General features: G+C 68.2%; 19 protein-coding genes, 1 pseudogene and 1 riboswitch. Of the genes and pseudogenes, 15 read left to right on the forward strand and 5 right to left on the reverse strand.

Annotated features, from left to right (window positions below; translation table 11 throughout):
* The first annotated feature begins 2 nt into the window (after positions 1-2).
* From HZ992_RS19195 to HZ992_RS19240, 10 genes are all read left to right on the forward strand, one after another.
* The gene (locus HZ992_RS19195) at positions 3-1,313 is read left to right on the forward strand and encodes an ABC transporter substrate-binding protein (RefSeq protein WP_209383421.1); all 1,311 of its coding nucleotides are present in this window, start codon (positions 3-5) and stop codon (positions 1,311-1,313) included.
* Positions 1,313-2,218, forward strand: a complete 906-nt coding sequence (locus HZ992_RS19200) for a carbohydrate ABC transporter permease (protein ID WP_209383422.1) — start codon at positions 1,313-1,315, stop codon at positions 2,216-2,218. The genes HZ992_RS19195 and HZ992_RS19200 overlap by 1 nt, the downstream gene beginning before the upstream one ends.
* A 10-nt stretch (positions 2,219-2,228) precedes the next feature.
* The gene (locus HZ992_RS19205; RefSeq protein WP_209383423.1) at positions 2,229-3,101 is read left to right on the forward strand and encodes a carbohydrate ABC transporter permease; all 873 of its coding nucleotides are present in this window, start codon (positions 2,229-2,231) and stop codon (positions 3,099-3,101) included.
* A gap of 4 nt (positions 3,102-3,105) precedes the next feature.
* Positions 3,106-4,014 (forward strand): NAD(P)-dependent oxidoreductase, encoded by a 909-nt coding sequence (locus tag HZ992_RS19210; RefSeq protein WP_209383424.1) that lies wholly within the window; start codon positions 3,106-3,108, stop codon positions 4,012-4,014.
* A gap of 14 nt (positions 4,015-4,028) precedes the next feature.
* Positions 4,029-5,759 (forward strand): IlvD/Edd family dehydratase, encoded by a 1,731-nt coding sequence (locus HZ992_RS19215; protein ID WP_209383425.1) that lies wholly within the window; start codon positions 4,029-4,031, stop codon positions 5,757-5,759.
* Between the two features lie 65 nt (positions 5,760-5,824).
* Positions 5,825-6,949, forward strand: coding sequence for a sugar ABC transporter substrate-binding protein (locus HZ992_RS19220; protein ID WP_209383426.1), 1,125 nt, complete (start codon positions 5,825-5,827; stop codon positions 6,947-6,949).
* Positions 6,950-6,959: 10 nt separating this feature from the next.
* Entirely contained in the window at positions 6,960-8,489 is a 1,530-nt protein-coding gene (locus HZ992_RS19225; protein ID WP_209383427.1) for a sugar ABC transporter ATP-binding protein, read from the forward strand.
* A complete protein-coding gene (locus HZ992_RS19230; protein WP_209383428.1) occupies positions 8,486-9,469 on the forward strand; it encodes an ABC transporter permease in 984 nt (327 codons plus the stop codon). Before HZ992_RS19225 ends, HZ992_RS19230 begins: the two co-directional genes overlap by 4 nt.
* Before the next feature lie 7 nt (positions 9,470-9,476).
* The gene (locus tag HZ992_RS19235; RefSeq protein ID WP_209383429.1) at positions 9,477-10,445 is read left to right on the forward strand and encodes an ABC transporter permease; all 969 of its coding nucleotides are present in this window, start codon (positions 9,477-9,479) and stop codon (positions 10,443-10,445) included.
* A 23-nt stretch (positions 10,446-10,468) separates the two neighbouring features.
* On the forward strand, positions 10,469-11,398 hold the full coding sequence (locus HZ992_RS19240) for an SMP-30/gluconolactonase/LRE family protein (RefSeq protein ID WP_209383430.1): 930 nt from the start codon (positions 10,469-10,471) through the stop codon (positions 11,396-11,398).
* Here HZ992_RS19240 and HZ992_RS19245 read toward each other — a convergent pair whose 3' ends face one another.
* The 3 genes from HZ992_RS19245 to HZ992_RS19255 all read right to left on the reverse strand — a co-directional run bounded on the left by HZ992_RS19245 (position 11,399) and on the right by HZ992_RS19255 (position 13,597).
* On the reverse strand, positions 11,399-12,238 hold the full coding sequence (locus HZ992_RS19245; protein WP_209387235.1) for a DMT family transporter: 840 nt from the start codon (positions 12,236-12,238) through the stop codon (positions 11,399-11,401). It abuts the gene before it with no gap.
* Positions 12,239-12,305: 67 nt separating this feature from the next.
* A complete protein-coding gene (locus tag HZ992_RS19250; RefSeq protein WP_209383431.1) occupies positions 12,306-13,076 on the reverse strand; it encodes an SDR family NAD(P)-dependent oxidoreductase in 771 nt (256 codons plus the stop codon).
* Entirely contained in the window at positions 13,073-13,597 is a 525-nt protein-coding gene (locus tag HZ992_RS19255; RefSeq protein ID WP_209383432.1) for a gluconokinase, read from the reverse strand. Before HZ992_RS19255 ends, HZ992_RS19250 begins: the two co-directional genes overlap by 4 nt.
* An 80-nt stretch (positions 13,598-13,677) precedes the next feature.
* Positions 13,678-13,753: riboswitch (S-adenosyl-L-homocysteine riboswitch) on the forward strand.
* 78 nt (positions 13,754-13,831) lie between these two features.
* Here HZ992_RS19255 and ahcY point away from each other — a divergent pair.
* From ahcY to HZ992_RS19275, 4 genes are all read left to right on the forward strand, one after another.
* A complete protein-coding gene (gene ahcY / locus HZ992_RS19260) occupies positions 13,832-15,265 on the forward strand; it encodes an adenosylhomocysteinase (protein WP_209383433.1) in 1,434 nt (477 codons plus the stop codon).
* Between the two features lie 14 nt (positions 15,266-15,279).
* Positions 15,280-16,044: a TlyA family RNA methyltransferase gene (locus HZ992_RS19265; RefSeq protein ID WP_209383434.1), complete on the forward strand. Its 765-nt coding sequence runs from the start codon at positions 15,280-15,282 to the stop codon at positions 16,042-16,044.
* A 2-nt stretch (positions 16,045-16,046) separates the two neighbouring features.
* A complete protein-coding gene (gene metF / locus HZ992_RS19270) occupies positions 16,047-16,895 on the forward strand; it encodes a methylenetetrahydrofolate reductase [NAD(P)H] (protein WP_209383435.1) in 849 nt (282 codons plus the stop codon).
* Positions 16,896-17,036: 141 nt separating this feature from the next.
* Positions 17,037-17,642, forward strand: coding sequence for an OmpW/AlkL family protein (locus tag HZ992_RS19275; RefSeq protein ID WP_209383436.1), 606 nt, complete (start codon positions 17,037-17,039; stop codon positions 17,640-17,642).
* 30 nt (positions 17,643-17,672) lie between these two features.
* Here HZ992_RS19275 and HZ992_RS19280 read toward each other — a convergent pair whose 3' ends face one another.
* The gene (locus tag HZ992_RS19280; protein WP_209383437.1) at positions 17,673-18,254 is read right to left on the reverse strand and encodes a 5-formyltetrahydrofolate cyclo-ligase; all 582 of its coding nucleotides are present in this window, start codon (positions 18,252-18,254) and stop codon (positions 17,673-17,675) included.
* Positions 18,255-18,301: 47 nt separating this feature from the next.
* Here HZ992_RS19280 and HZ992_RS19285 point away from each other — a divergent pair, with 47 nt between their 5' ends.
* A complete protein-coding gene (locus HZ992_RS19285) occupies positions 18,302-18,673 on the forward strand; it encodes a TfoX/Sxy family protein (protein ID WP_209383438.1) in 372 nt (123 codons plus the stop codon).
* A gap of 62 nt (positions 18,674-18,735) precedes the next feature.
* On the opposite strand, the pseudogene HZ992_RS26190 reads toward HZ992_RS19285, so the two are convergent.
* Positions 18,736-18,921, reverse strand: a pseudogene (locus HZ992_RS26190) (DUF2917 domain-containing protein); the annotation flags it as partial.
* Positions 18,922-18,928: the final 7 nt, after the last annotated feature.

Here is an 18,928-nt window from a genome sequence, read left to right on the forward strand (position 1 = left end):
CAATGGACAACTTCAACCGCCGCCGCTTCCTCGAAGGCACCGCCGGCGTGGCCGCCGGCGCCGTCTTTGCACCGTCCGTGCATGCGCAATCCGCACCGGCCTACAAGCCCGAGAAGGGCGCCAAGCTGCGCGTGCTGCGCTGGAGCCGCTTCGTCCAGGGCGACATCGACCAGTACATGAAGAACGTCGCCGCCTTCACCGCCAAGACCGGCGTCGAGGTGCGTGTCGACAACGAAGGCTGGGAAGACGTGCGCCCGAAGGCCGCGGTGGCCGCCAACACCGGCGCCGGCCCGGACATCATCCTGTCGACCAACGACGACGCCAACCTCTACCCCGAGAAGCTGCTCGACGTCACCGACCTGTGCGAGTACCTGGGCAAGAAGTACGGCGGCTGGTACCCGGCCTGCGAGGCCTACCTCAAGCCCGACGGCAAGAAGTGGATCGGCGTGGCGCTCGGCGCCGCCGGCGCGATGCTGGTGTACCGCCAGAGCCATGTGAAGGCTGCCGGCTTCGACGGCGTGCCGAAGGACACCGCAGGCTTCCTCAAGCTGCTGCAGGCCATGAAGGAGAAGGGCACGCCCGCCGGCTTCGCGCTGGGCAACGCCACCGGTGACGGCCTGTGGTGCAACTGGCTGCTGTGGTCGCACGGCGGCAAGCTGGTCGACAAGGACAACAAGGTCGTGATCGACAGCCCCGAGACGCTCAAGGCGCTCGAGTACGCCAAGGAGATGTACGCCACGTTCGCGCCGGGCACGCTGTCGTGGCTGGACCCGAACAACAACAAGGCCTTCCTGGACGGCCAGGTCAGCCTGACCAACAACGGCATCTCGATCTACTACGCCGCCAAGAACTCGAAGGACGAGAAGATCATGGCGATGAAGGAGGACATCCACCACGCGCCCTATCCGATCGGGCCGGTGGGCGTGCCGACCGAGTCGCACCTCTTCTTCAACCAGATGATCATGAAGTACACCAAGTACCCGCAGGCGGCCAAGGAGTTCCTGCGCTTCATGATGGAGAAAGAGCAGTTCGACCCGTGGCTGACGGCGGCGGGCGGCTACATCGCCCATCCGCTCGATGCCTACTCGAAGACGGAGATCTGGACGTCCGACCCGAAGCACACCGCCTACCGCGACTGCGTGAAGAACATGCGGCCGGCAGGGTATGCGGGCAAGCTGGGCTACGCCTCGGCCGGTGCGGGCGCCGACTTCATCGTGGTCAACATGGTGGCTGAGGCCGCCAGCGGCTCGAAGACGCCCAAGGAAGCCGCCGAACGGGCGCAGAAGCGCGCCGAGCGTTACTACAAAGTCTGATGAACTTCCTGGAACGCTTCCAGAACAACCGCAACGCGCTGGGGTGGGCATTCATGATGCCCGCCGCAGTGCTGTTGCTGCTGTTCCTGACCTACCCGCTCGGGCTGGGCACCTGGCTCGGTTTCACCGACGCCAAGATCGGCCGCCCGGGCGAGTGGATCGGGCTGGAGAACTTTTCCTTCCTGGTCGGCGACAGCGTGACGCAGCTCGCGCTGTTCAACACGCTCTTCTATACCGTCATCGCCAGCATCTTGAAGTTCGGGCTCGGCCTGTGGCTGGCGATCCTGCTCAACAAGAACCTGCCCTTCAAGTCCTTCTTCCGCGCCGTGGTGTTGCTGCCGTGGATCGTGCCGACCGCGCTGTCGGCCATCGCCTTCTGGTGGATCTACGACTCGCAGTTCTCGGTGATCAGCTGGGTGCTGGTGAAGATGGGCTGGATCGACGGCTACATCGACTTCCTCGGCGACCCGTGGAACGCACGGCTGTCGACCATCGTCGCCAACGTGTGGCGCGGCATCCCGTTCGTGGCGATCTCGCTGCTGGCCGGGCTGCAGACCATCTCGCCCTCGTACTACGAAGCTTCGGCGCTGGACGGCGCCACGCCTTGGCAGCAGTTCCGCCACGTGACGATGCCGCTGCTGTCGCCGATCATCGCGGTGGTGATGACCTTCTCGGTGCTGTTCACCTTCACCGACTTCCAGCTGATCTACGTGCTCACGCGCGGCGGCCCGCTGAACGCCACCCACCTGATGGCCACGCTGGCCTTCCAGCGCGCGATCTCCGGCGGAGCGCTCGCCGAGGGTGCGGCCATCGCCACGCTGATGGTGCCCTTCCTGCTGGCCGCCATCATGTTCAGCTACTTCGGGCTGCAGCGCCGCGCCTGGCAGCAGGGCGGCGACAAGTGAGTCATTCCGCATGAGCAATGTGAACGACGACATCGTCGGCATGGACTACCTGCAGTCCGTGCCGCGCCGCTGGGTGACGATGTACATCCCCATCGGCATCTTCGTGTTCGTGCTGCTGTTCCCGTTCTACTGGATGGTGGTCACCTCGCTGAAACCCGACGCAGAACTGCTCTCGCGCGACGGCAACCCGTTCTGGATCATCCAGCCGACGCTGGCGCACTTCGAGAAGCTGCTGTTCAAGACCGAGTACCCGGCCTGGCTGTGGAACACGGTGGTGGTGTCGGTGGTCTCCACCGCGCTGTCGCTGGTGGCCTCGGTGATGGCCGCCTACGCGATCGAACGGCTGCGCTTCCAGGGCGCCAAGCCGGCCGGCGGCGCGATCTTCCTGGCCTACCTGGTGCCGCCCTCGATCCTGTTCATCCCGCTGGCGGCCATCGTCGTCAAGCTCGGGCTGTTCGACTCGCGCTGGGCGCTGATCCTCACCTACCCGACCTTCCTGATCCCGTTCTGCACCTGGCTGCTGATGGGTTACTTCCGCTCCATCCCCTACGAGCTGGAAGAGTGCGCGCTGATCGACGGCGCGAGCCGCTGGCAGATCCTCATCAAGATCGTGCTGCCGCTGGCCGTGCCGGGGTTGATCTCGGCGGGCATCTTCGCCTTCACGCTGAGCTGGAACGAGTTCATCTACGCGCTGACCTTCGTCTCCTCGTCGGAGAACAAGACGGTGCCGGTCGGGGTGGTCACCGAACTCGTCGAGGGCGACGTGTACCACTGGGGCCCGCTGATGGCCGGGGCGCTGCTCGGCTCGCTGCCGGTGGCCTTCGTGTACTCGTTCTTCGTCGAGCACTACGTCTCGGGAATGACCGGCTCGGTGAAGGAGTAATGCGATGAGCGACGCACGGCCGGTGATCGGCTTCATCGGCGTGGGCCTGATGGGCCACGGCATGGCGAAGAACCTGGTCACCAAGGGCTACCCGCTGGTGATCATGGGCCACCGCAAGCGCGAGCCCGTGGAGCACCTGAAGTCGCTCGGCGCAACCGAGGCCGCCACGGCGCGCGAAGTCGCCCAGGCCTGCGACATCGTGCACCTGTGCGTGACCGGCTCGCCGCAGGTCGAGGCGCTGATGCGCGGTCCCGACGGGCTGCTCGCCGGCGCGAGGGCGGGTGCCATCATCATCGACTGCTCCACCTCCAACCCGGTGTCGACGTTGGCGCTGGCCGCCGAGGCGCAGGCGCGCGGCGTGCACTTCGTCGACGCGCCGCTGTCGCGCACGCCCAAGGAGGCCGAGGCCGGCACGCTGGACACCATGGTCGGGGCCGCGCCCGAGATCTTCGCGCGCATCGAGCCGGTGCTTCGCTGCTGGGCCGGCCAGGTGGTGCACCTCGGGCCGGTGAGCCTGGGCCACAAGATGAAGCTGATCAACAACTTCGTCGCGATGGGCTACGCCGCGCTGTACTCGGAAGCGATGGCGATCGCGCGCAAGGCCGGGCTGTCGATCGAGCAGTTCCATTCGGTGATCGGCTCGGGGCGCATGCGCAGCCCCTTCTACGACACCTTCATGCAGTGGTCGCTGAACCACGACGAGAACGCTCACCGCTTCACCATCAGCAACGCGCACAAGGACATGCGATACCTCGCCAGCATGGCCGGCGAGCTCGGCGCGGTGAATCCCATCCAGGCCGACGTGAAGAACCTCTTCGCGGCGATGGAAGCCGCCGGCCAGGGCGAGCGTTTCGTGCCGATGCTGGCCGACTTCGTCGCCGGCATCAACGCGCTGCCGCCGGCGCACGGCTGACCCCAGGAGCATCCATGACGAAGAAGAAGGCCCCGCACGAACTGCGCAGCCAGCAGTGGTTCGGCCGCCAGGACCGCGACGGCTTCGCCTACCGCAGCTGGGTCAAGGGCAAGGGCGTGCCGCACGACCAGTTCGACGGCCGTCCGGTCATCGGCATCTGCAACACCTTCAGCGAACTGACGCCCTGCAACTCGCACTTCCGCACGCTGGCCGAGCAGGTGAAGATCGGCGTGTACGAGGCCGGCGGATTCCCGCTCGAGTTCCCGGTGATGTCGCTGGGCGAGACGCTGCTGCGGCCTACTGCGATGCTGTACCGCAACCTCGCCAGCATGGACGTGGAAGAAAGCATCCGCGGCAACCCGGTCGATGGCGTCGTGCTGCTGATGGGCTGCGACAAGACCACGCCCTCGCTGATCATGGGGGCGGCGAGCGTCGACCTGCCGACCATCGGTGTCTCCGGCGGGCCGATGCTCAACGGCAAGTGGCGCGGCCAGGAACTCGGCTCGGGCACCGGCGTGTGGAGCATGAGCGAGCAAGTGCGCGCCGGCACGCTCAAGCTGGCCGACTTCTTCGACGCCGAGAGCTGCATGCACCGCAGCCACGGCCATTGCATGACCATGGGCACGGCCTCGACGATGGCGAGCATGGTCGAGGCGCTCGGTGTCGGCCTGCCCGGCAACGCCGCCTACCCGGCGGTCGACGGCCGTCGCAACGTGCTGGCGCGCAACGCCGGCCGGCGCATCGTCGACATGGTCCACGAGGACCAGCTGCTGTCGAAGATCCTCACCCGCGAGGCCTTCGAGAACGCGATCAAGACGCTGGCCGCCATCGGCGGCTCGACCAACGCGGTGATCCACCTGATCGCCATGGCCGGCCGCGTGGGCGTGAAGCTGACGATCGACGACTTCGACCGCCTGGCCAGCGAGCTGCCCTGCCTGGTCAACCTGCAGCCCAGCGGCAAGTACCTGATGGAGGACTTCTGCTACGCCGGCGGCCTGCCCGCGGTGATGAAGGAGATCTCCTCGGTGCTGCACACGCACATCGTCACTGCCAGCGGCAAGACCGTGGCGGAGAACGTGGCGAGCGCCGAGAACTTCAACACCGAAGTCATCAAGCCGCTGGCCACGCCCTTCAAGGACAAGGCCGGCATCGCCGTGCTGCGCGGCAACCTGGCGCCGCGCGGCGCCGTCATCAAGCCGAGTGCGGCCACGCCCAAACTGATGGTGCACACCGGCCGCGCGGTGGTGTTCGAGGACATCGAGGACTTCCACAAGCGCATCGACGACGAGAACCTCGACGTCGACGAGAGCTGCGTGCTGGTGCTGAAAAACTGCGGCCCCAAGGGCTACCCCGGCATGGCCGAGGTGGGCAACATGCCGCTGCCGCCCAAGGTGCTGCGCAAGGGCATCACCGACATGGTCCGCATCAGCGACGCGCGCATGAGCGGCACCGCCTACGGCACCGTGGTGCTGCACACCGCGCCCGAGGCCGCCGCTGGCGGGCCGCTGGCGGTGGTGAAGAACGGCGACATGATCGAGCTCGACGTGCCGAAGCGGCGCCTGCAGCTGCTCATCAGCGACGAAGAGCTTGCGCGCCGCCTGGCCGACTGGAAGGCGCCCGCGCCGCCGCTGGCCAGCGGCTATTGGAAGCTCTACGTCGATCACGTGCTGCAGGCCGACGAAGGCGTCGACCTCGACTTCCTGGTCGGCAAGCGCGGTTCTTTCGTGCCCAGAGACAACCATTGATTTCGAGCCCGGCGTCGGGGCATTTCAACGTAGGCGACGCTAACCACAACACTCAGGAGACTCGAATGCTGTTCCACACCCGCATCGCCGCCGCCGTCGCGGCCCTCTCGGTATCCACCCTCGCGCTGGCCGCCGGCCCCGCGGTCGTCAAGGGCCCGGGCGAGAACCCCGGCTGCTTCAAGCCCTGGACCGACCAGACCAAGTACTTCCAGTGGCCCGCCAAGAAGGGCCCGTACCGCATCGCGCTGGCCAACGGCTTCGTCGGCAACACCTGGCGCATCCAGATGATCAAGATGGCCAAGGCCTACGCGGCCACGCCGGAGATGAAGGGCAACATCAAGGAGTTCAAGATCGTCTCCACGGGCACCGACGTGGCCGCGCAGATCGCCTCGATCGACAACTTCATCAACTCCGGCTATGACGCCATCATCACCATCGCCGTCAACCCGACGGCCTTCGCGCCGGTGATCAAGCGCGCCAACGCCGCCGGTGTCGTGCTGGTGCCGTTCGACAACGTGCTCGACAGCGAAGAGGTCATGCAGGTCAACGAAGACCAGACCGGCCTGGGCACCGCCTACGGCGACTGGATGATCAAGCACCTGCCGAAGAAGACCGGCAAGCTGCTCGAGGTGCGCGGCCTGCCCGGCAACTCGGTCGACCGCGACCGCCACGTCGGCTTCCGCAAGGTCGTCGAGGCCCCGGGCAACAAGTTCGAAATCGTCGAGGTGGTCGGCAACTGGGACGACGGCACCGCGCAGAAGGTGGTGGCCGACGCCGTGGCCGTGCACAAGAAGTTCGACGGCATGATCGTGCAGGGCGGCTCCACCGGCGCCGTGCGCGCGTTGATCGATGCCAAGCACCCGATGATCCCGGTGGCCGGCGAGTCGGAGAACGGCTTCCGCAAGCTGTGCGCCGAGCGCGCCAAGGACGGCCTGATTTGCAACTCGCTGGGCCAGTCGCCAGGCCTGGTGGCGATCTCGATGAAGGCCGCCGTCGCTGCGCTGCAGGGCAAGGTGATGCCGCAGCTGATCTCGGTGCCGATCCCGCAGACGCAGCACCCGAACTTCAAGGCCGGCGAGAACTACTTCCCGGAGCTGACCGACAACTTCTTCACCACCAATGAGTTCCCGACCTGCGGCGTGAACCTGAAGGCCCAGGACATCATGTCCAAGGACGAAAAGAACAACTGATCGGGCCTCGATGACGCCGATCCTCGAACTGGTCGACGTCTCCAAGCGCTACGGCGGGGTGCGCGCGCTCGAGCGCGCGCGCTTTGCCTGTGCGCCGGGGCGCATCCATGCCTTGCTCGGCGAGAACGGCGCCGGCAAGTCGACGCTGATCAAGATCATGTCGGGCGTGGTGCAGCCCGACGAGGGCCGCATCGTGCTGGAGGGGCGCGAGCGGCGCTTCGCGCACCCGCAGGATGCGGTGTCGGCCGGCATCGCCTGCATCTTCCAGGAACTGTCGCTGATGCCCGACCTGAGCGTCGCCGACAACATCTGCATCACCAACCCGCCGCGGCGCTTCGGCCTGATCGACCGCAAGGAACAGCGCCGCATCGCCGAGGCAGCACTGGCACGCGCCGGCGCGGAGGACATCCACCCTCTCGCGCCGGTGGGCAGCCTGTCGCTGTCGCGCCGCCAGATGGTGGAAATCGCCAAGGCGCTGTCGCGCGAGCCGAAGATCCTCATCCTCGACGAGGCCACCTCGGCACTCACCGCTGCCGATGTGCAGCGCGTCTACACGCTGCTCAAGCGGCTGCGCGACGAGGGCATGGCGATCGTCTACATCTCGCACCGCATGAACGAGATCGCCGAGCTGGCCGACGACTGCTCGGTGTTCCGCAACGGCCAGCACGTGGCCACCTTCGAGGCCGGCACCCAGAGCGATGCGCAGACGGTCGAGATGATGATCGGCCGCGACATCGAGCATGCCTTCCCGCCCAAGCCGCCGGCGCAGGCCGGCCTCACGGCTCGGGCGCCGGCGTTGGAGACGCGCGGGCTGTCGTGGCAGGGCCGGCTGCACGACATCGACCTGACGGCGCGGCCGGGCGAGATCGTCGGCCTGGGTGGCCTGGACGGCCAGGGCCAGCGCGAATTCTTCCTCGCCCTGTTCGGCGTGCTGCGCGGCGTGGCCGGCGAACTCAAGCTCGAGGGCCGGCCGGTGCAACTGCACAGCCCCAAGCAGGCCAAGCGCGACGACATCGGCATCGCGCTGGTGCCCGAAGACCGCAAGACCGACGGCCTGATGCTGCCGATGTCGGTGCTCGACAACCTCAGCTTCGCCGCGCTCGACCGGCTCAGCCGGGCCGGCATCGTGGCCAGCGGCGCGGAACTGCGCGCGGCCGACGACATGGTCAAGCGCCTGTCGATCAAGGCGCCCGACCTGTCGGCGCCGGTGGGCACGCTGTCGGGCGGCAACCAGCAGAAGGTGGTGATCGCCAAGTGGCTGATGAACGCGCCGCGCATCATCCTGCTCAACGACCCGACACGCGGCATCGACGTGGGCACCAAGCAGGAGATCTACGCGCTGCTGCGCCGCCTGGCCGAGGAAGGCGCGGCTGTGCTGCTGTACTCGACCGACTATGCCGAGCTGATCGGCTGCTGCGACCGCGTCGCGGTGTTCTTCGACGGCCGCATCGTGCGCTGGCTGGCCGGCGACGAGCTGACCGAACGTGCGCTGGTGGCCAGCGCCCTGAACCTGACGACGACGGAGGCGGCGGCAGCATGAGTGATGACTGGAAGTTCCACCTGCGCGAGCACAAGGGCGCCTACGCCGCGGCGGCGATGTTCATCGTCATCTTCGCGCTGTACATCCTCAACCACCAGGCCGGCTGGACGGCGCCGGTGATCACCACGGCTGCGAACAAAGGCGTGCTGCTGGCCATCGTGGCGATGGCGCAGACGCTGCCGGTGCTCACCGCCGGCATCGACCTGTCGGTGGGCATGGTGTTCGTGCTGGCCAACTGCGTCGCCTCGCACTTGGTGGTGGGCACGCCACTGCAGGCCGCCGTCGGCGTGGTCGCGGTGCTCGCGGTCGGCGCGCTGTGCGGCTGGATCAACGGCGCGATCATCGTCTACGGCCGGCTTCAGCCGATCATCACGACCCTGGCCACCGGCACGGTCTACTACGGCATCGCGCTGGGCCTGCGGCCGGTGCCCGGCGGCGACGTGCACGCCGGCCTGGCCGATGCGCTGACCGGCTCGCTGCCCGGCGGCATCCCGGCGATGGGGGTGGTGCTGGTCGCCGTGGTGCTGCTCGTGTGGGTGCCCTACCGCCGCTCGGTCAGCGGCCGCGCGGCGCTGGCCATCGGCTCCTCGGAAGCGGCGGCCTACATGTCGGGCGTGAACATCGGCCGCACCAAGCTGATCGCCTACACGCTGGCCGGGCTGCTGGCCGCCATCGGCGGGCTGCTGCTGACCTTCGTGACCTACTCCGGCGAGGCCTCGTCGACCATCGGCGGCGTCTACACGCTGAATTCGATCGCCGCGGTGGTGATCGGCGGCACCTCGCTGGCCGGCGGCGCGGGCACGGCGATCGGCTCGGTGTTCGGCGCGCTGGTGCTGCGCACCATCGGCGACCTGCTGTTCGTGTTCGACCTCGAGCCGCTGTGGCAGCCGCTGTTCCAGGGTTTCATCCTGCTCGCCGCGGTGAGCCTGGGCTCGCTGCAGTTGCTCAAGGTGAGCAACCGGCTGGACCTGTTCAAGTGAGGCACGCATGACCGCGCTCGCACTGCGACTCAAGCGCTCCGGCCAGATCCCGGTGCTGGCCGCGGCCGGCTGCACGGTGGTGCTGCTGCTCGTGGGCAGCATGTACTCGCAGAACTTCCTCTCGGCCGACTACCTGCTGCTGCAGCTGCAGATCGCCTCCTTCCTCGGCGTCATCGCCACCGGCGCGATGCTGGTGATCCTGCTCGGCGGCATCGACCTGTCGGTGCCCTGGCTGGTGACGGTGGGCGGCGTGATGTCGGCCGCCGCGGCCGGCTGGTGGGGCGCGACGGGCGAGGCCATCGCCATCCCCTTCGGCATCGCCTGCGGCGCGCTGCTCGGCGCCGTCAACGGCTTCGGCGTGGCCTACCTGCGCGTGCCCTCGATGATCTTCACGCTGGGCATCAATGCCGTGGCGCAGGGGCTGATCGTGGTGCAGACCGGCGGCTTCGCGCCGCAGGACCGCTCCACCCCGGCGATGCACATGATCGCCACCGGCCGCTCGCTGCTGGGCATCCCGAACGCGCTGCTGGTGTGGTTCGTGGTCGGTGCGGCGACGATGTTCCTGCTGCACCGCACGACGCTGGGCCGCTCCATCTACGCGGTGGGCAACCGCGAGCGCGCCGCCTACCTGTCGGGCGTGGACACGCGCCGCGTGGTGCTGATGTGCTTCGTGATCGCCGGCGCCTGCTCGGCGGCGGCGGGCGTGCTGCTCACCGGCTACTCCACCAAGGCCTACCAGGCGATGGGGGACGCCTACCTGCTGCCGGCCATCGCCGCAGTGGTGCTGGGCGGCACCAACATCCTCGGCGGCCGCGGCTCCTACCTCGGCACCGTGGTCGGGGTCATCCTGATCACGCTGCTGCAGTCCATCCTGTCGGTGATGCAGATCCCCGAGATGGGCCGGCAGATCATCTACGGCGTCGTGATCATCACGATGCTGCTCGTCTACGGGCGCGGTCGGCGCCATTCGGACTGATCCATTCGTTTCGGGAGGCAGGCATGGTCATCGAACTCACCGAAAGCTTCGAGGTGCTGGATCCGCGCTTTCGAAAGCTGGCCTTTCCCAACGTGCACGTCGAGGAGCTCTGGACCGGCTGCCGCTGGGCCGAAGGGCCGGCCTGGTTCGCCGCTGGGCGTTACCTGGTCTGGTCGGACATCCCGAACGACCGCATGCTGCGCTGGGACGAGACCGACGGCTCGGTGTCGGTGTTCCGCCAGCCCGCGATGAACACCAATGGTCACACCGTGGACCTGCAGGGCCGTCTGGTGAGCTGCGAGCACCGCGGCCGCTGCGTCTCGCGCACCGAGCATGACGGCACGCGCACCGTGCTCGCCGCGCAGTTCGACGGCAAGCGCTTCAATTCGCCCAACGACGTGATCGTCAAGAGCGACGCCAGCCTCTGGTTCACCGACCCGAGCTACGGCATCGACAGCGACTACGAGGGCGACGCGGCGCCTGGCGAGATCGGCGCCAGCCGCGTCTACCGCATCGACGGCGCCAGCGGTGCGATCAGCGTGGTGGCTGGCGACTTCGTGCAGCCCAACGGTCTGGCCTTCTCGCCCGACGAATCGCTGCTGTACATCGTCGACACCGGCGCCACGCACCAGGCTGACGGCCCGCACCACGTGCGGCGCTTCAAGGTCGGCACGAACGGAACGCTGTCGGGCGGCGAGGTGTTCGCCACCTGCCCGGTGGGCCTGTACGACGGCCTGCGCGTGGACGTGCACGGCAACCTCTGGCTGTCGGCCGGCGACGGCGTGCACTGCCATGCGCCAGACGGCACGCTGCTGGGCAAGATCCTGATCCCCGAGACGGTGGCCAACGTCTGCTTCGGCGGCGCGAAGCTGAACCGGCTGTTCATCTGCGGCACGACCTCGCTGTACGCCGTCTACCTGAACACGCGCGGCGCGCGGCCGCGGGCGGCCTGATCAGCGCCGGCGCAGGCCCAGCCACATCACGGTCGCCACGACCACCAGGCCGCCGGCCACCTGCGAGGGCGCGATGGACTGGCCGAGCACGGCCCAGGCCAGCACCAGCGCGAAGATCGGCTCGACGTTCATGATCGCCGAGTTGCCGACCACGCCCAGGCGCGGCAGCACGGTGAACATGATCGTGAAGCCGGTGCCGTAGAGCAGCGTCAGGCCGACCAGGCCCCACCAGCCGGCAGAAGCGTTCGGCAGGTGGAAGCCGCCCTGCACCGCCACGCCGAGCAGCGCGAGCAGCGCCACCTGGCCCATGGTGGTGGCGGTGCGCAGGCGTCCGTCGAGATCGCCTGCCTCGTGCTGGGTGAAGACGAGCGCCAGGCCGAAGGTGGCCGCCGCCGCCAGCGCGAAGGCCACCCCGGCGCCGATGCGGCTCCACTGCCCTGCCGCACCGAGGCCCGAGGCGGCGCCGAACACGTCCAACGCCAGCGCCAGGCCGGCGAGCATCACCGGCATCGCCAGCAGCACGCGGCGCTCGGGGCGGTGACCGTAGACGAGACGTGCCCACAGCGCCGTCCACAGCGGGTAGGTGTTGAAGGCGAGCAGCGCCAGCGCCACCGGCAGCCGCGCCACCGACGAATACAGGCACAGGCTCTGCACGGCGATCAGCACGCCGATGGCCGGCAGCGCGCGGCGGTGTTTCGCGCTCAGGCGGATCGGCACGCGCTGCACGACGAGCAGCAAACCGACCACCAGCGCGGTGATGCTGCTGCGGAAGACGACTGCGGTGGCGACGTCGACGCCGTGGTTGAAGGCGACACGCGCCGCCACGTGGTTCGCGCCCATCAGCAGCGCGATCAGCAGCAGCGTGGCGAAGGCGGCGGTCGAGAGCGACGCGGGCCGTGGCACGGGCTCAGACACTGGCCGTCAGCCCGCCGTCGACATAGAGGATGTGGCCGTTGACGAAACGACCGGCCTCGCTGGCCAGGAACACCGCCGCGCCGGCGAGCTCTTCCACCTCGCCCCAGCGCCGGCTCGGCGTGCGCCCGATCAGCCAGCCGCTGAAGGCCGGGTCGTCGATCAGCTTGCGGTTCAGCTCGGTCTTGAAGTAACCCGGCCCGATGCCGTTGACGTTGATGCCCAGCGGCCCGAGGTCGACCGCCATGCCCTTGGTGAGCATCTTCACTGCGCCCTTGCTGGCGGTGTAGGGCACGATGCCCGGGCGGCCCAGTTCGCTCATCACCGAGCAGATGTTGATGATGCGGCCGCGGCCGCGCGGGATCATGCAGCGCGCCACCGCCTGGCCGACCTGGAACACGCTGTCGAGGTTGGTGCGCATCAGCTCCTGCCAATCGGCCTGCGCGAAGTCCTGGAACGGCGCACGGCGCTGGATGCCGGCGTTGTTGACGAGGATCTCGATGGCGCCGAGTTCGCGCTCGATTCCGGCGATCGCGGCATCGACGGCGGCGCGCTCGGTGACGTCGAAGCCGCGCGAGACGACCTCCAGGCCCTCGCCGCGCAACTGCGCTTCGGCCTGCGCCAATCGTGCGGGGTCGCGGCCGTTGAGCACGACACGCGCGCCGGCCTGCGCGAGGCCGCGGGCGATGGCCAGGCCGAGGCCCGCGGAGGAGCCGGTGACCAGCGCGAGCCGGCCGTCGAGGCGAAAACTGTCGAGAACGTTCATGGTGCGAGAGTTTGAGTGGTCGATGCACGCAGCTGCGCGAGCACAGTGTCCACGAGGACGGGCAGCGGCCGTGTCGCATCGACGACGATGGCCGCTTCGTCGGCCTGCGGCGGCTCCAGCGTGGCGAGCTGGCTGGGCAGCAGCGAGGCCGGCATGTAGTGGCCGCTGCGCGCGGCCAGGCGCTGCGCGAGCACCTCGCGCGGCGCCGTCATCAGCACGAAGTGCAGCGGGCCGGCGCGGCGCAGCACGTCGCGGTAGGCCCGCTTGAGCGCCGAGCAAGCCAGCACCGCCGGGCGGCCGTCCTGCCGGGCCTGCGCCAGCAGATCGGCCAGCGTGGCCAGCCAGCCGGCGCGGTCGGCATCGGTGAGCGGCACGCCAGCGGCCATGTGCGCGACGTTCTCCGGCGGATGGTGGCGGTCGCCCTCGATGAACCCGGCGCCCAGCGCCTGCGCCAGCGCCTGGCCGAGGCTGCTCTTGCCGCAGCCGCTGACCCCCATGACGACCACCCGCAACGGCTCCATTCGTGCGAGGTTACCGACTCGGTGCCGCGGCGTCGACCCGGGCCGACGCGCGGTTCGCGGGCCGCTGCTAGAATCCGTCCCGTTCCGAGGAGCGTTGCAAGGCCTGCACTCAGGCCCCAGGCTCGGAAGCCTTTCATGCAACCGCGCTCACCCGCACGATCAGACCTCGTGGGTGAGATTGAACAAGTCCCCTGACGTGTCCCGGTGCGGGTTCCATCACTTCTGGAGCCTCACATGAACGCTGTTCTCAAGCCGCTGCACAACGACCAGTACGCCGTCGCCGACATGGCCCTCGCCGACTGGGGCCGCAAGGAAATCAAGATCGCCGAGACGGAGATGCCCGGCCTGATGGCGATCCGATCGGAATTCGCCAAGAGCCAGCCCCTGAAGGGCGCGCGCATCACCGGCTCGCTGCACATGACCATCCAGACCGCCGTGCTGGTGGAGACGCTGCAGGCGCTGGGCGCGCAGGTGCGCTGGGCCTCGTGCAACATCTTCAGCACGCAGGACCACGCCGCCGCCGCGCTGGTGGCCACCGGCACGCCGGTGTTCGCCTACAAGGGCGAGACGCTGACCGACTACTGGGACTACACCCACCGCATCTTCGAGTTCGGCGCCAAGGGCACCGACGGCGAAGGCCCGAACATGATCCTCGACGACGGCGGCGACGCCACGCTGCTGATGCACCTGGGCAAGCGCGCCGAGAAGGACGCCTCGCTGCTGGCACGCCCGACCAGCGAGGAAGAGACCTGCCTGTTCGCCGCCATCAAGGCCAAGCTGGCGCAGGACCCGACCTGGTACTCGCGCAAGGGCGCGCAGATCATCGGCGTGACCGAAGAGACGACCACCGGCGTGCACCGCCTGAAGGAAATGTCGGCCAAGGGCACGCTGATGTTCCGTGCCATCAACGTGAACGACAGCGTCACCAAGAGCAAGTTCGACAACCTGTACGGCTGCCGCGAGTCGCTGGTCGACTCGATCAAGCGCGCCACCGACGTCATGATCGCCGGCAAGGTCGCCTGCGTGGCCGGCTACGGCGACGTGGGCAAGGGCTCGGCGCAGGCGCTGCGCGCCCTGTCGGCCCAGGTCTGGGTCACCGAGATCGACCCCATCAACGCCCTGCAGGCGGCGATGGAAGGCTACAAGGTCGTGACGATGGAATACGCCGCCGACAAGGCCGACATCTTCGTCTCGGCCACCGGCAACAAGAACGTGATCCGCTACGAGCACATGGCGGCGATGAAGGACGAAGCCATCGTCTGCAACATCGGCCACTTCGACAACGAGATCGACGTCGCGGCCCTCGAGAAGTGCCAGTGGGACGAGATCAAGCCGCAGGTCGATCACGTCGTCTTCCCGGACGGCAAGAAGATCATCCTGCTGGCCAAGGGCCGCCTGGTGAACCTGGGCTGCGCCACCGGCCACCCGAGCTTCGTGATGTCGTCGTCGTTCGCGAACCAGACGATCGCGCAGATCGAGCTGTTCACGCACAGCGACTACTACGAGAACGGCAAGGTCTACGTGCTGCCCAAGCACCTGGACGAGAAGGTGGCGCGCCTGCACCTGAAGAAGGTCGGCGCCATGCTGACCGAGCTGACGGACGAGCAGGCCGAGTACATCGGCGTGCCCAAGCAGGGCCCGTACAAGGCCGACACCTACCGCTACTGATCCGCGGAGCCGCCATGCGCGCCGACCAGCTGCTGGTGCAGCGCGGTCTGGCCCCCTCGCGATCGGCCGCACAACGGCTGATCGCGCAGGGTGCGGTGCGCTGGCGCGGGCCCGCGGGTTGGGCTGCGCCGCGCAAGGCCGGCGAGGAGTTGCCAGAAGGCTGCGAGCTGCAGGTCACCGACGACGCGGAGCTTCGCTTCGTGTCGCGCGGCGGGCTGAAGCTCGAAGGCGCGCTGGCGCACTGCGGCATCGACGTCTCGGGCAAGACCTGCCTGGACGTCGGCCAGGGCACCGGCGGCTTCACCGATGCGCTGCTGCATGGCGGCGCGAAGCAAGTGGTGGGCCTGGACGTCGGGCACGGCCAGTTGCATGAGCGGCTGAAATCGGACCCGCGCGTCGTGGCGCTGGAGGGCGTCAACGCGCGTCACCTGGCGGCGGCGGCGCTGCCGGTGGCGAGCTTCGACCTGATCGTCGGCGACCTGTCGTTCATCTCGCTGACGCTGGTGCTGCCGGCGCTGGCGCCGCTGATCGGCAAGCCGCGCGGCGAGTTGCTGATGCTGGTCAAGCCGCAGTTCGAGCTGCAGCCGGCCGACATCGGCAAGGGCGGGCTGGTGCGCGACGAGACGGCGTTCGAGCGTGTGCAGGCGCGGCTGCGCGAGGCCTGTGCCGGCAACGGCCTGACCGTGCTCGACTGGTTTGCGAGTCCCATCGCCGGCGGCGATGGCAACCGAGAGTTCTTCATCCGGGCGCGCCGACGCGGCGCCGCCCGAGGAGCCTGAACATGGACAAGATCGATCTTCCCGTTCCCGTGAGCTTCGAGTTCTTTCCGCCGAACACGCCGGTGGGCAGCGAGAAGCTCAAGACCGTGGTGCAGGAGCTGGCCGCGGCGCAGCCCGAGTTCTTCAGCGTGACCTACGGCGCCGGCGGCTCGACGCGCGAGAAGACGCTGGCCACCGTCAGCGCGATCGCGGCGATGGGCCACGAGGCGGCTCCGCACCTGTCCTGCGTGGGCTCCACGCGCGAGGGCATCAGCGAGATCCTGGCCACCTACCGCGCGCAGGACATCCACCGACTGGTGGCGCTGCGCGGCGACCTGCCCAGCGGCACGGCGACGGCGGGCGACTTCCGCTACGCGAGCGAGCTGGTGTCGTTCATTCGCGAGACACAGGGCAAGGACTGGTTCATCGAGGTGGCCGCTTATCCCGAATACCATCCGCAGCAGCGCTACGCGAAGCGCGACGTGCAGCACTTCGCCGACAAGGTCAAGGCGGGCGCCGACTCGGCGATCACGCAGTTCTTCTTCAATCCCGACGCCTATTTCCACTTCGTCGACGAGGTGCGTGCGCTGGGCGTCACGGTGCCGATCGTGCCGGGCATCATGCCTTTCCACAACTTCGCGCGCATCGCGCAGTTCGCGGCGCGCGATGGCATCGAGATCCCACGCTGGGTGGCAATGAAAATGGAGGGCTACATGGATGACACCGCGTCGATCCGCGCCTTCGGCCTGGAGGTGATCACGAAGCTGTGCGAGCGGCTGATTGCTGGCGGCGCGCCGAGCATCCACTTCTACACGCTCAACCAGTCGGCGCTCGCGCTGGAGATTTGCAGGCGGCTCGGCCGCCCGGTTTGACCTGGGTCAGGATGCCTTGGGGGCGGCGTTGCGCCAGTCGCACGCTGCTCCCGGCGCTTTGACGCACCGCAACAAGCCGCGGCGCCCGTGGCGCTGAAATTCCTGTCGAGGAAATCACCTCTTCACGACAGGAAAATCACCATGAGCCACAAGACCTTCCAACGCGCCGCCCTCGCTCTCGCCGTGGCCGGCGGCCTCGCCCTTCCGATGTTCGCCCAGGCCCAAGCCACGCCGTGGATGGTGCGCGTGCATGCGTTGAACCTCGACAGCGCCAACAAGGACAGCACGGGCCTGGACCTCACGGTCAACAACAAGGTGTTCCCGGAAGTCGACATCTCGTACTTCTTCACGCCCAACGTCGCCGCTGAACTGGTGCTGACCTATCCGCAAAAGCACACCGTCAAGGCCGGCGGTACCGAGATCGGCACGCTCAAGCACCTGCCGCCGACGCTGTCGCTGCAGTACCACTTCACGGACATGGGCGCCTTCAAGCCCTACGTCGGTGCCGGGCTGAACTACACGCACTTCTCGAGCGTGAACCTGCCCGCGGGCGTGGACATCAAGCGCAACAGCTACGGCTTGGCCGTCGGCGCCGGCTTCGACTACGAGATCCAGAAGAACGTCTACTTCAACGTCGACGTGAAGAAGGTTCAGATCAAGACGACCGTGAGCGCGGGCGGCTCGGACATCGGCGACTTCAAGGTCGATCCGCTGCTCGTTGGCGTGGGTGTCGGTTTCCGCTTCTGACCGGCTGGGAAGCCGCTTCGGCAGAGCCGCTCAGACGAGCGGCTTCTGCCAACTGACGCCATCCTCGGTGAGCATGGCGTCCAGCACGAAATCCTGATCGGTGGGGAACAGCAACGGCAGGAAGCCGTGGCTGTAGCTCACCCCCACCGTGACGGGCCGCGGCTCGATCGACTTGAGCGTGCGGTCGAAGAATCCACCGCCGTAGCCCATGCGCACGCCGCCGGGGCCGAAACCCAGGCAAGGCACCACCAGCAGTTCGGGGACGAACTCCTCGGTGTCCTTCGGCTTCGGGATGTCGTAGGCATCGAGCTCGGTCGGGCAGCCCGGGTACCAGACGTGAAAGCGCAGCGAGCCGGTCTCGCGGTGCGCCACCGGCAATCCGATGCGCCGCGTCACGCCCTCGGGCGCACCCTCGGTCCAGCGGTACAGGGCCGGCAGGCAATCGAACTCACCCTTGATTGGCCAGTAGGCACCGATCGTCTTCTCCGGCCGGCCGATCAGCCACACGCGCAGCACGCTTTGCAGCGCCACGGCGCGCTCCAGGCGGTCGGGCAGCGCCTGCCGCGTGGCGACCAGTCGCTTGCGCAGGGCATCTCGTTCGGTGGGCAGCATGGGTGCGTCCGGTGGCGGGCCAAAACGCGATTGTGCAAGACTGCCGCATGGCCGCCGACCGCGAGTTCGTCACCCACTGCATGGAACTGCTCTCGCCGCTGGGCAGCGTGCGCTCGCGGCGGATGTTCGGCGGGCACGGCTTCTACGTCGACGACCTGTTCCTCGCCATCATCGCGTTCGAGCGCCTGTACCTGAAGGCCGACGCGCAGACGCGGCCGCGCTTCGAGGCGGCCGGCTGCGAGCCCTTCGTCTACGAAGGCCAGGGCAAGAGCGTGACGCTGGGCTACTTCACGGCGCCCGAGGACGCCATGGAGTCACCAGCCTTGATGCAGCCCTGGGCGCGGCTCGCACTCGAGGCGGCACTTCGCGCCAGGGCGGCGAAGAAGGCGCCGGCGAAGCCGCGCAAGGGCAGGCCCTGAAGCAGAGGGCGGCGCGCCTGCCAGCGCACCGAGGCACCCTCGCCGCGGTCCCAGGCCTCGATGACCACCGCCTGTGCGTCGTTCACGCGCAGCGACTGGCCCGGTGAAAGGATCTGGTCGGCATCGCCGCACTCGCCCGTGATCCACACACGGCCGCGCAGCACGGTCAGTTCGCCACCCCCGAGGCCGAGGCGGCGTGCCTGTCCCGGGGCCAGGGAAAGAACGGCATGGGCTTGCGAATTCATCATCAATCTC

The organism is Rhizobacter sp. AJA081-3 (genome assembly GCF_017795745.1).
In the GTDB taxonomy this organism is placed as follows: domain Bacteria; phylum Pseudomonadota; class Gammaproteobacteria; order Burkholderiales; family Burkholderiaceae_C; genus Piscinibacter.

Bases quoted from the DNA above. Each gene is read 5' to 3' on its own strand.
- HZ992_RS19195 (WP_209383421.1), top strand. From the start codon at position 3: ATGGACAACTTCAACCGCCGCCGCTTCCTCGAAGGCACCGCCGGCGTG.
- HZ992_RS19200 (WP_209383422.1), top strand. From the start codon at position 1,313: ATGAACTTCCTGGAACGCTTCCAGAACAACCGCAACGCGCTGGGGTGG.
- HZ992_RS19205 (WP_209383423.1), top strand. From the start codon at position 2,229: ATGAGCAATGTGAACGACGACATCGTCGGCATGGACTACCTGCAGTCC.
- HZ992_RS19210 (WP_209383424.1), top strand. From the start codon at position 3,106: ATGAGCGACGCACGGCCGGTGATCGGCTTCATCGGCGTGGGCCTGATG.
- HZ992_RS19215 (WP_209383425.1), top strand. From the start codon at position 4,029: ATGACGAAGAAGAAGGCCCCGCACGAACTGCGCAGCCAGCAGTGGTTC.
- HZ992_RS19220 (WP_209383426.1), top strand. From the start codon at position 5,825: ATGCTGTTCCACACCCGCATCGCCGCCGCCGTCGCGGCCCTCTCGGTA.
- HZ992_RS19225 (WP_209383427.1), top strand. From the start codon at position 6,960: ATGACGCCGATCCTCGAACTGGTCGACGTCTCCAAGCGCTACGGCGGG.
- HZ992_RS19230 (WP_209383428.1), top strand. From the start codon at position 8,486: ATGAGTGATGACTGGAAGTTCCACCTGCGCGAGCACAAGGGCGCCTAC.
- HZ992_RS19235 (WP_209383429.1), top strand. From the start codon at position 9,477: ATGACCGCGCTCGCACTGCGACTCAAGCGCTCCGGCCAGATCCCGGTG.
- HZ992_RS19240 (WP_209383430.1), top strand. From the start codon at position 10,469: ATGGTCATCGAACTCACCGAAAGCTTCGAGGTGCTGGATCCGCGCTTT.
- HZ992_RS19245 (WP_209387235.1), bottom strand. From the start codon at position 12,238: ATGGGCGCGAACCACGTGGCGGCGCGTGTCGCCTTCAACCACGGCGTC.
- HZ992_RS19250 (WP_209383431.1), bottom strand. From the start codon at position 13,076: ATGAACGTTCTCGACAGTTTTCGCCTCGACGGCCGGCTCGCGCTGGTC.
- HZ992_RS19255 (WP_209383432.1), bottom strand. From the start codon at position 13,597: ATGGAGCCGTTGCGGGTGGTCGTCATGGGGGTCAGCGGCTGCGGCAAG.
- ahcY (WP_209383433.1), top strand. From the start codon at position 13,832: ATGAACGCTGTTCTCAAGCCGCTGCACAACGACCAGTACGCCGTCGCC.
- HZ992_RS19265 (WP_209383434.1), top strand. From the start codon at position 15,280: ATGCGCGCCGACCAGCTGCTGGTGCAGCGCGGTCTGGCCCCCTCGCGA.
- metF (WP_209383435.1), top strand. From the start codon at position 16,047: ATGGACAAGATCGATCTTCCCGTTCCCGTGAGCTTCGAGTTCTTTCCG.
- HZ992_RS19275 (WP_209383436.1), top strand. From the start codon at position 17,037: ATGAGCCACAAGACCTTCCAACGCGCCGCCCTCGCTCTCGCCGTGGCC.
- HZ992_RS19280 (WP_209383437.1), bottom strand. From the start codon at position 18,254: ATGCTGCCCACCGAACGAGATGCCCTGCGCAAGCGACTGGTCGCCACG.
- HZ992_RS19285 (WP_209383438.1), top strand. From the start codon at position 18,302: ATGGCCGCCGACCGCGAGTTCGTCACCCACTGCATGGAACTGCTCTCG.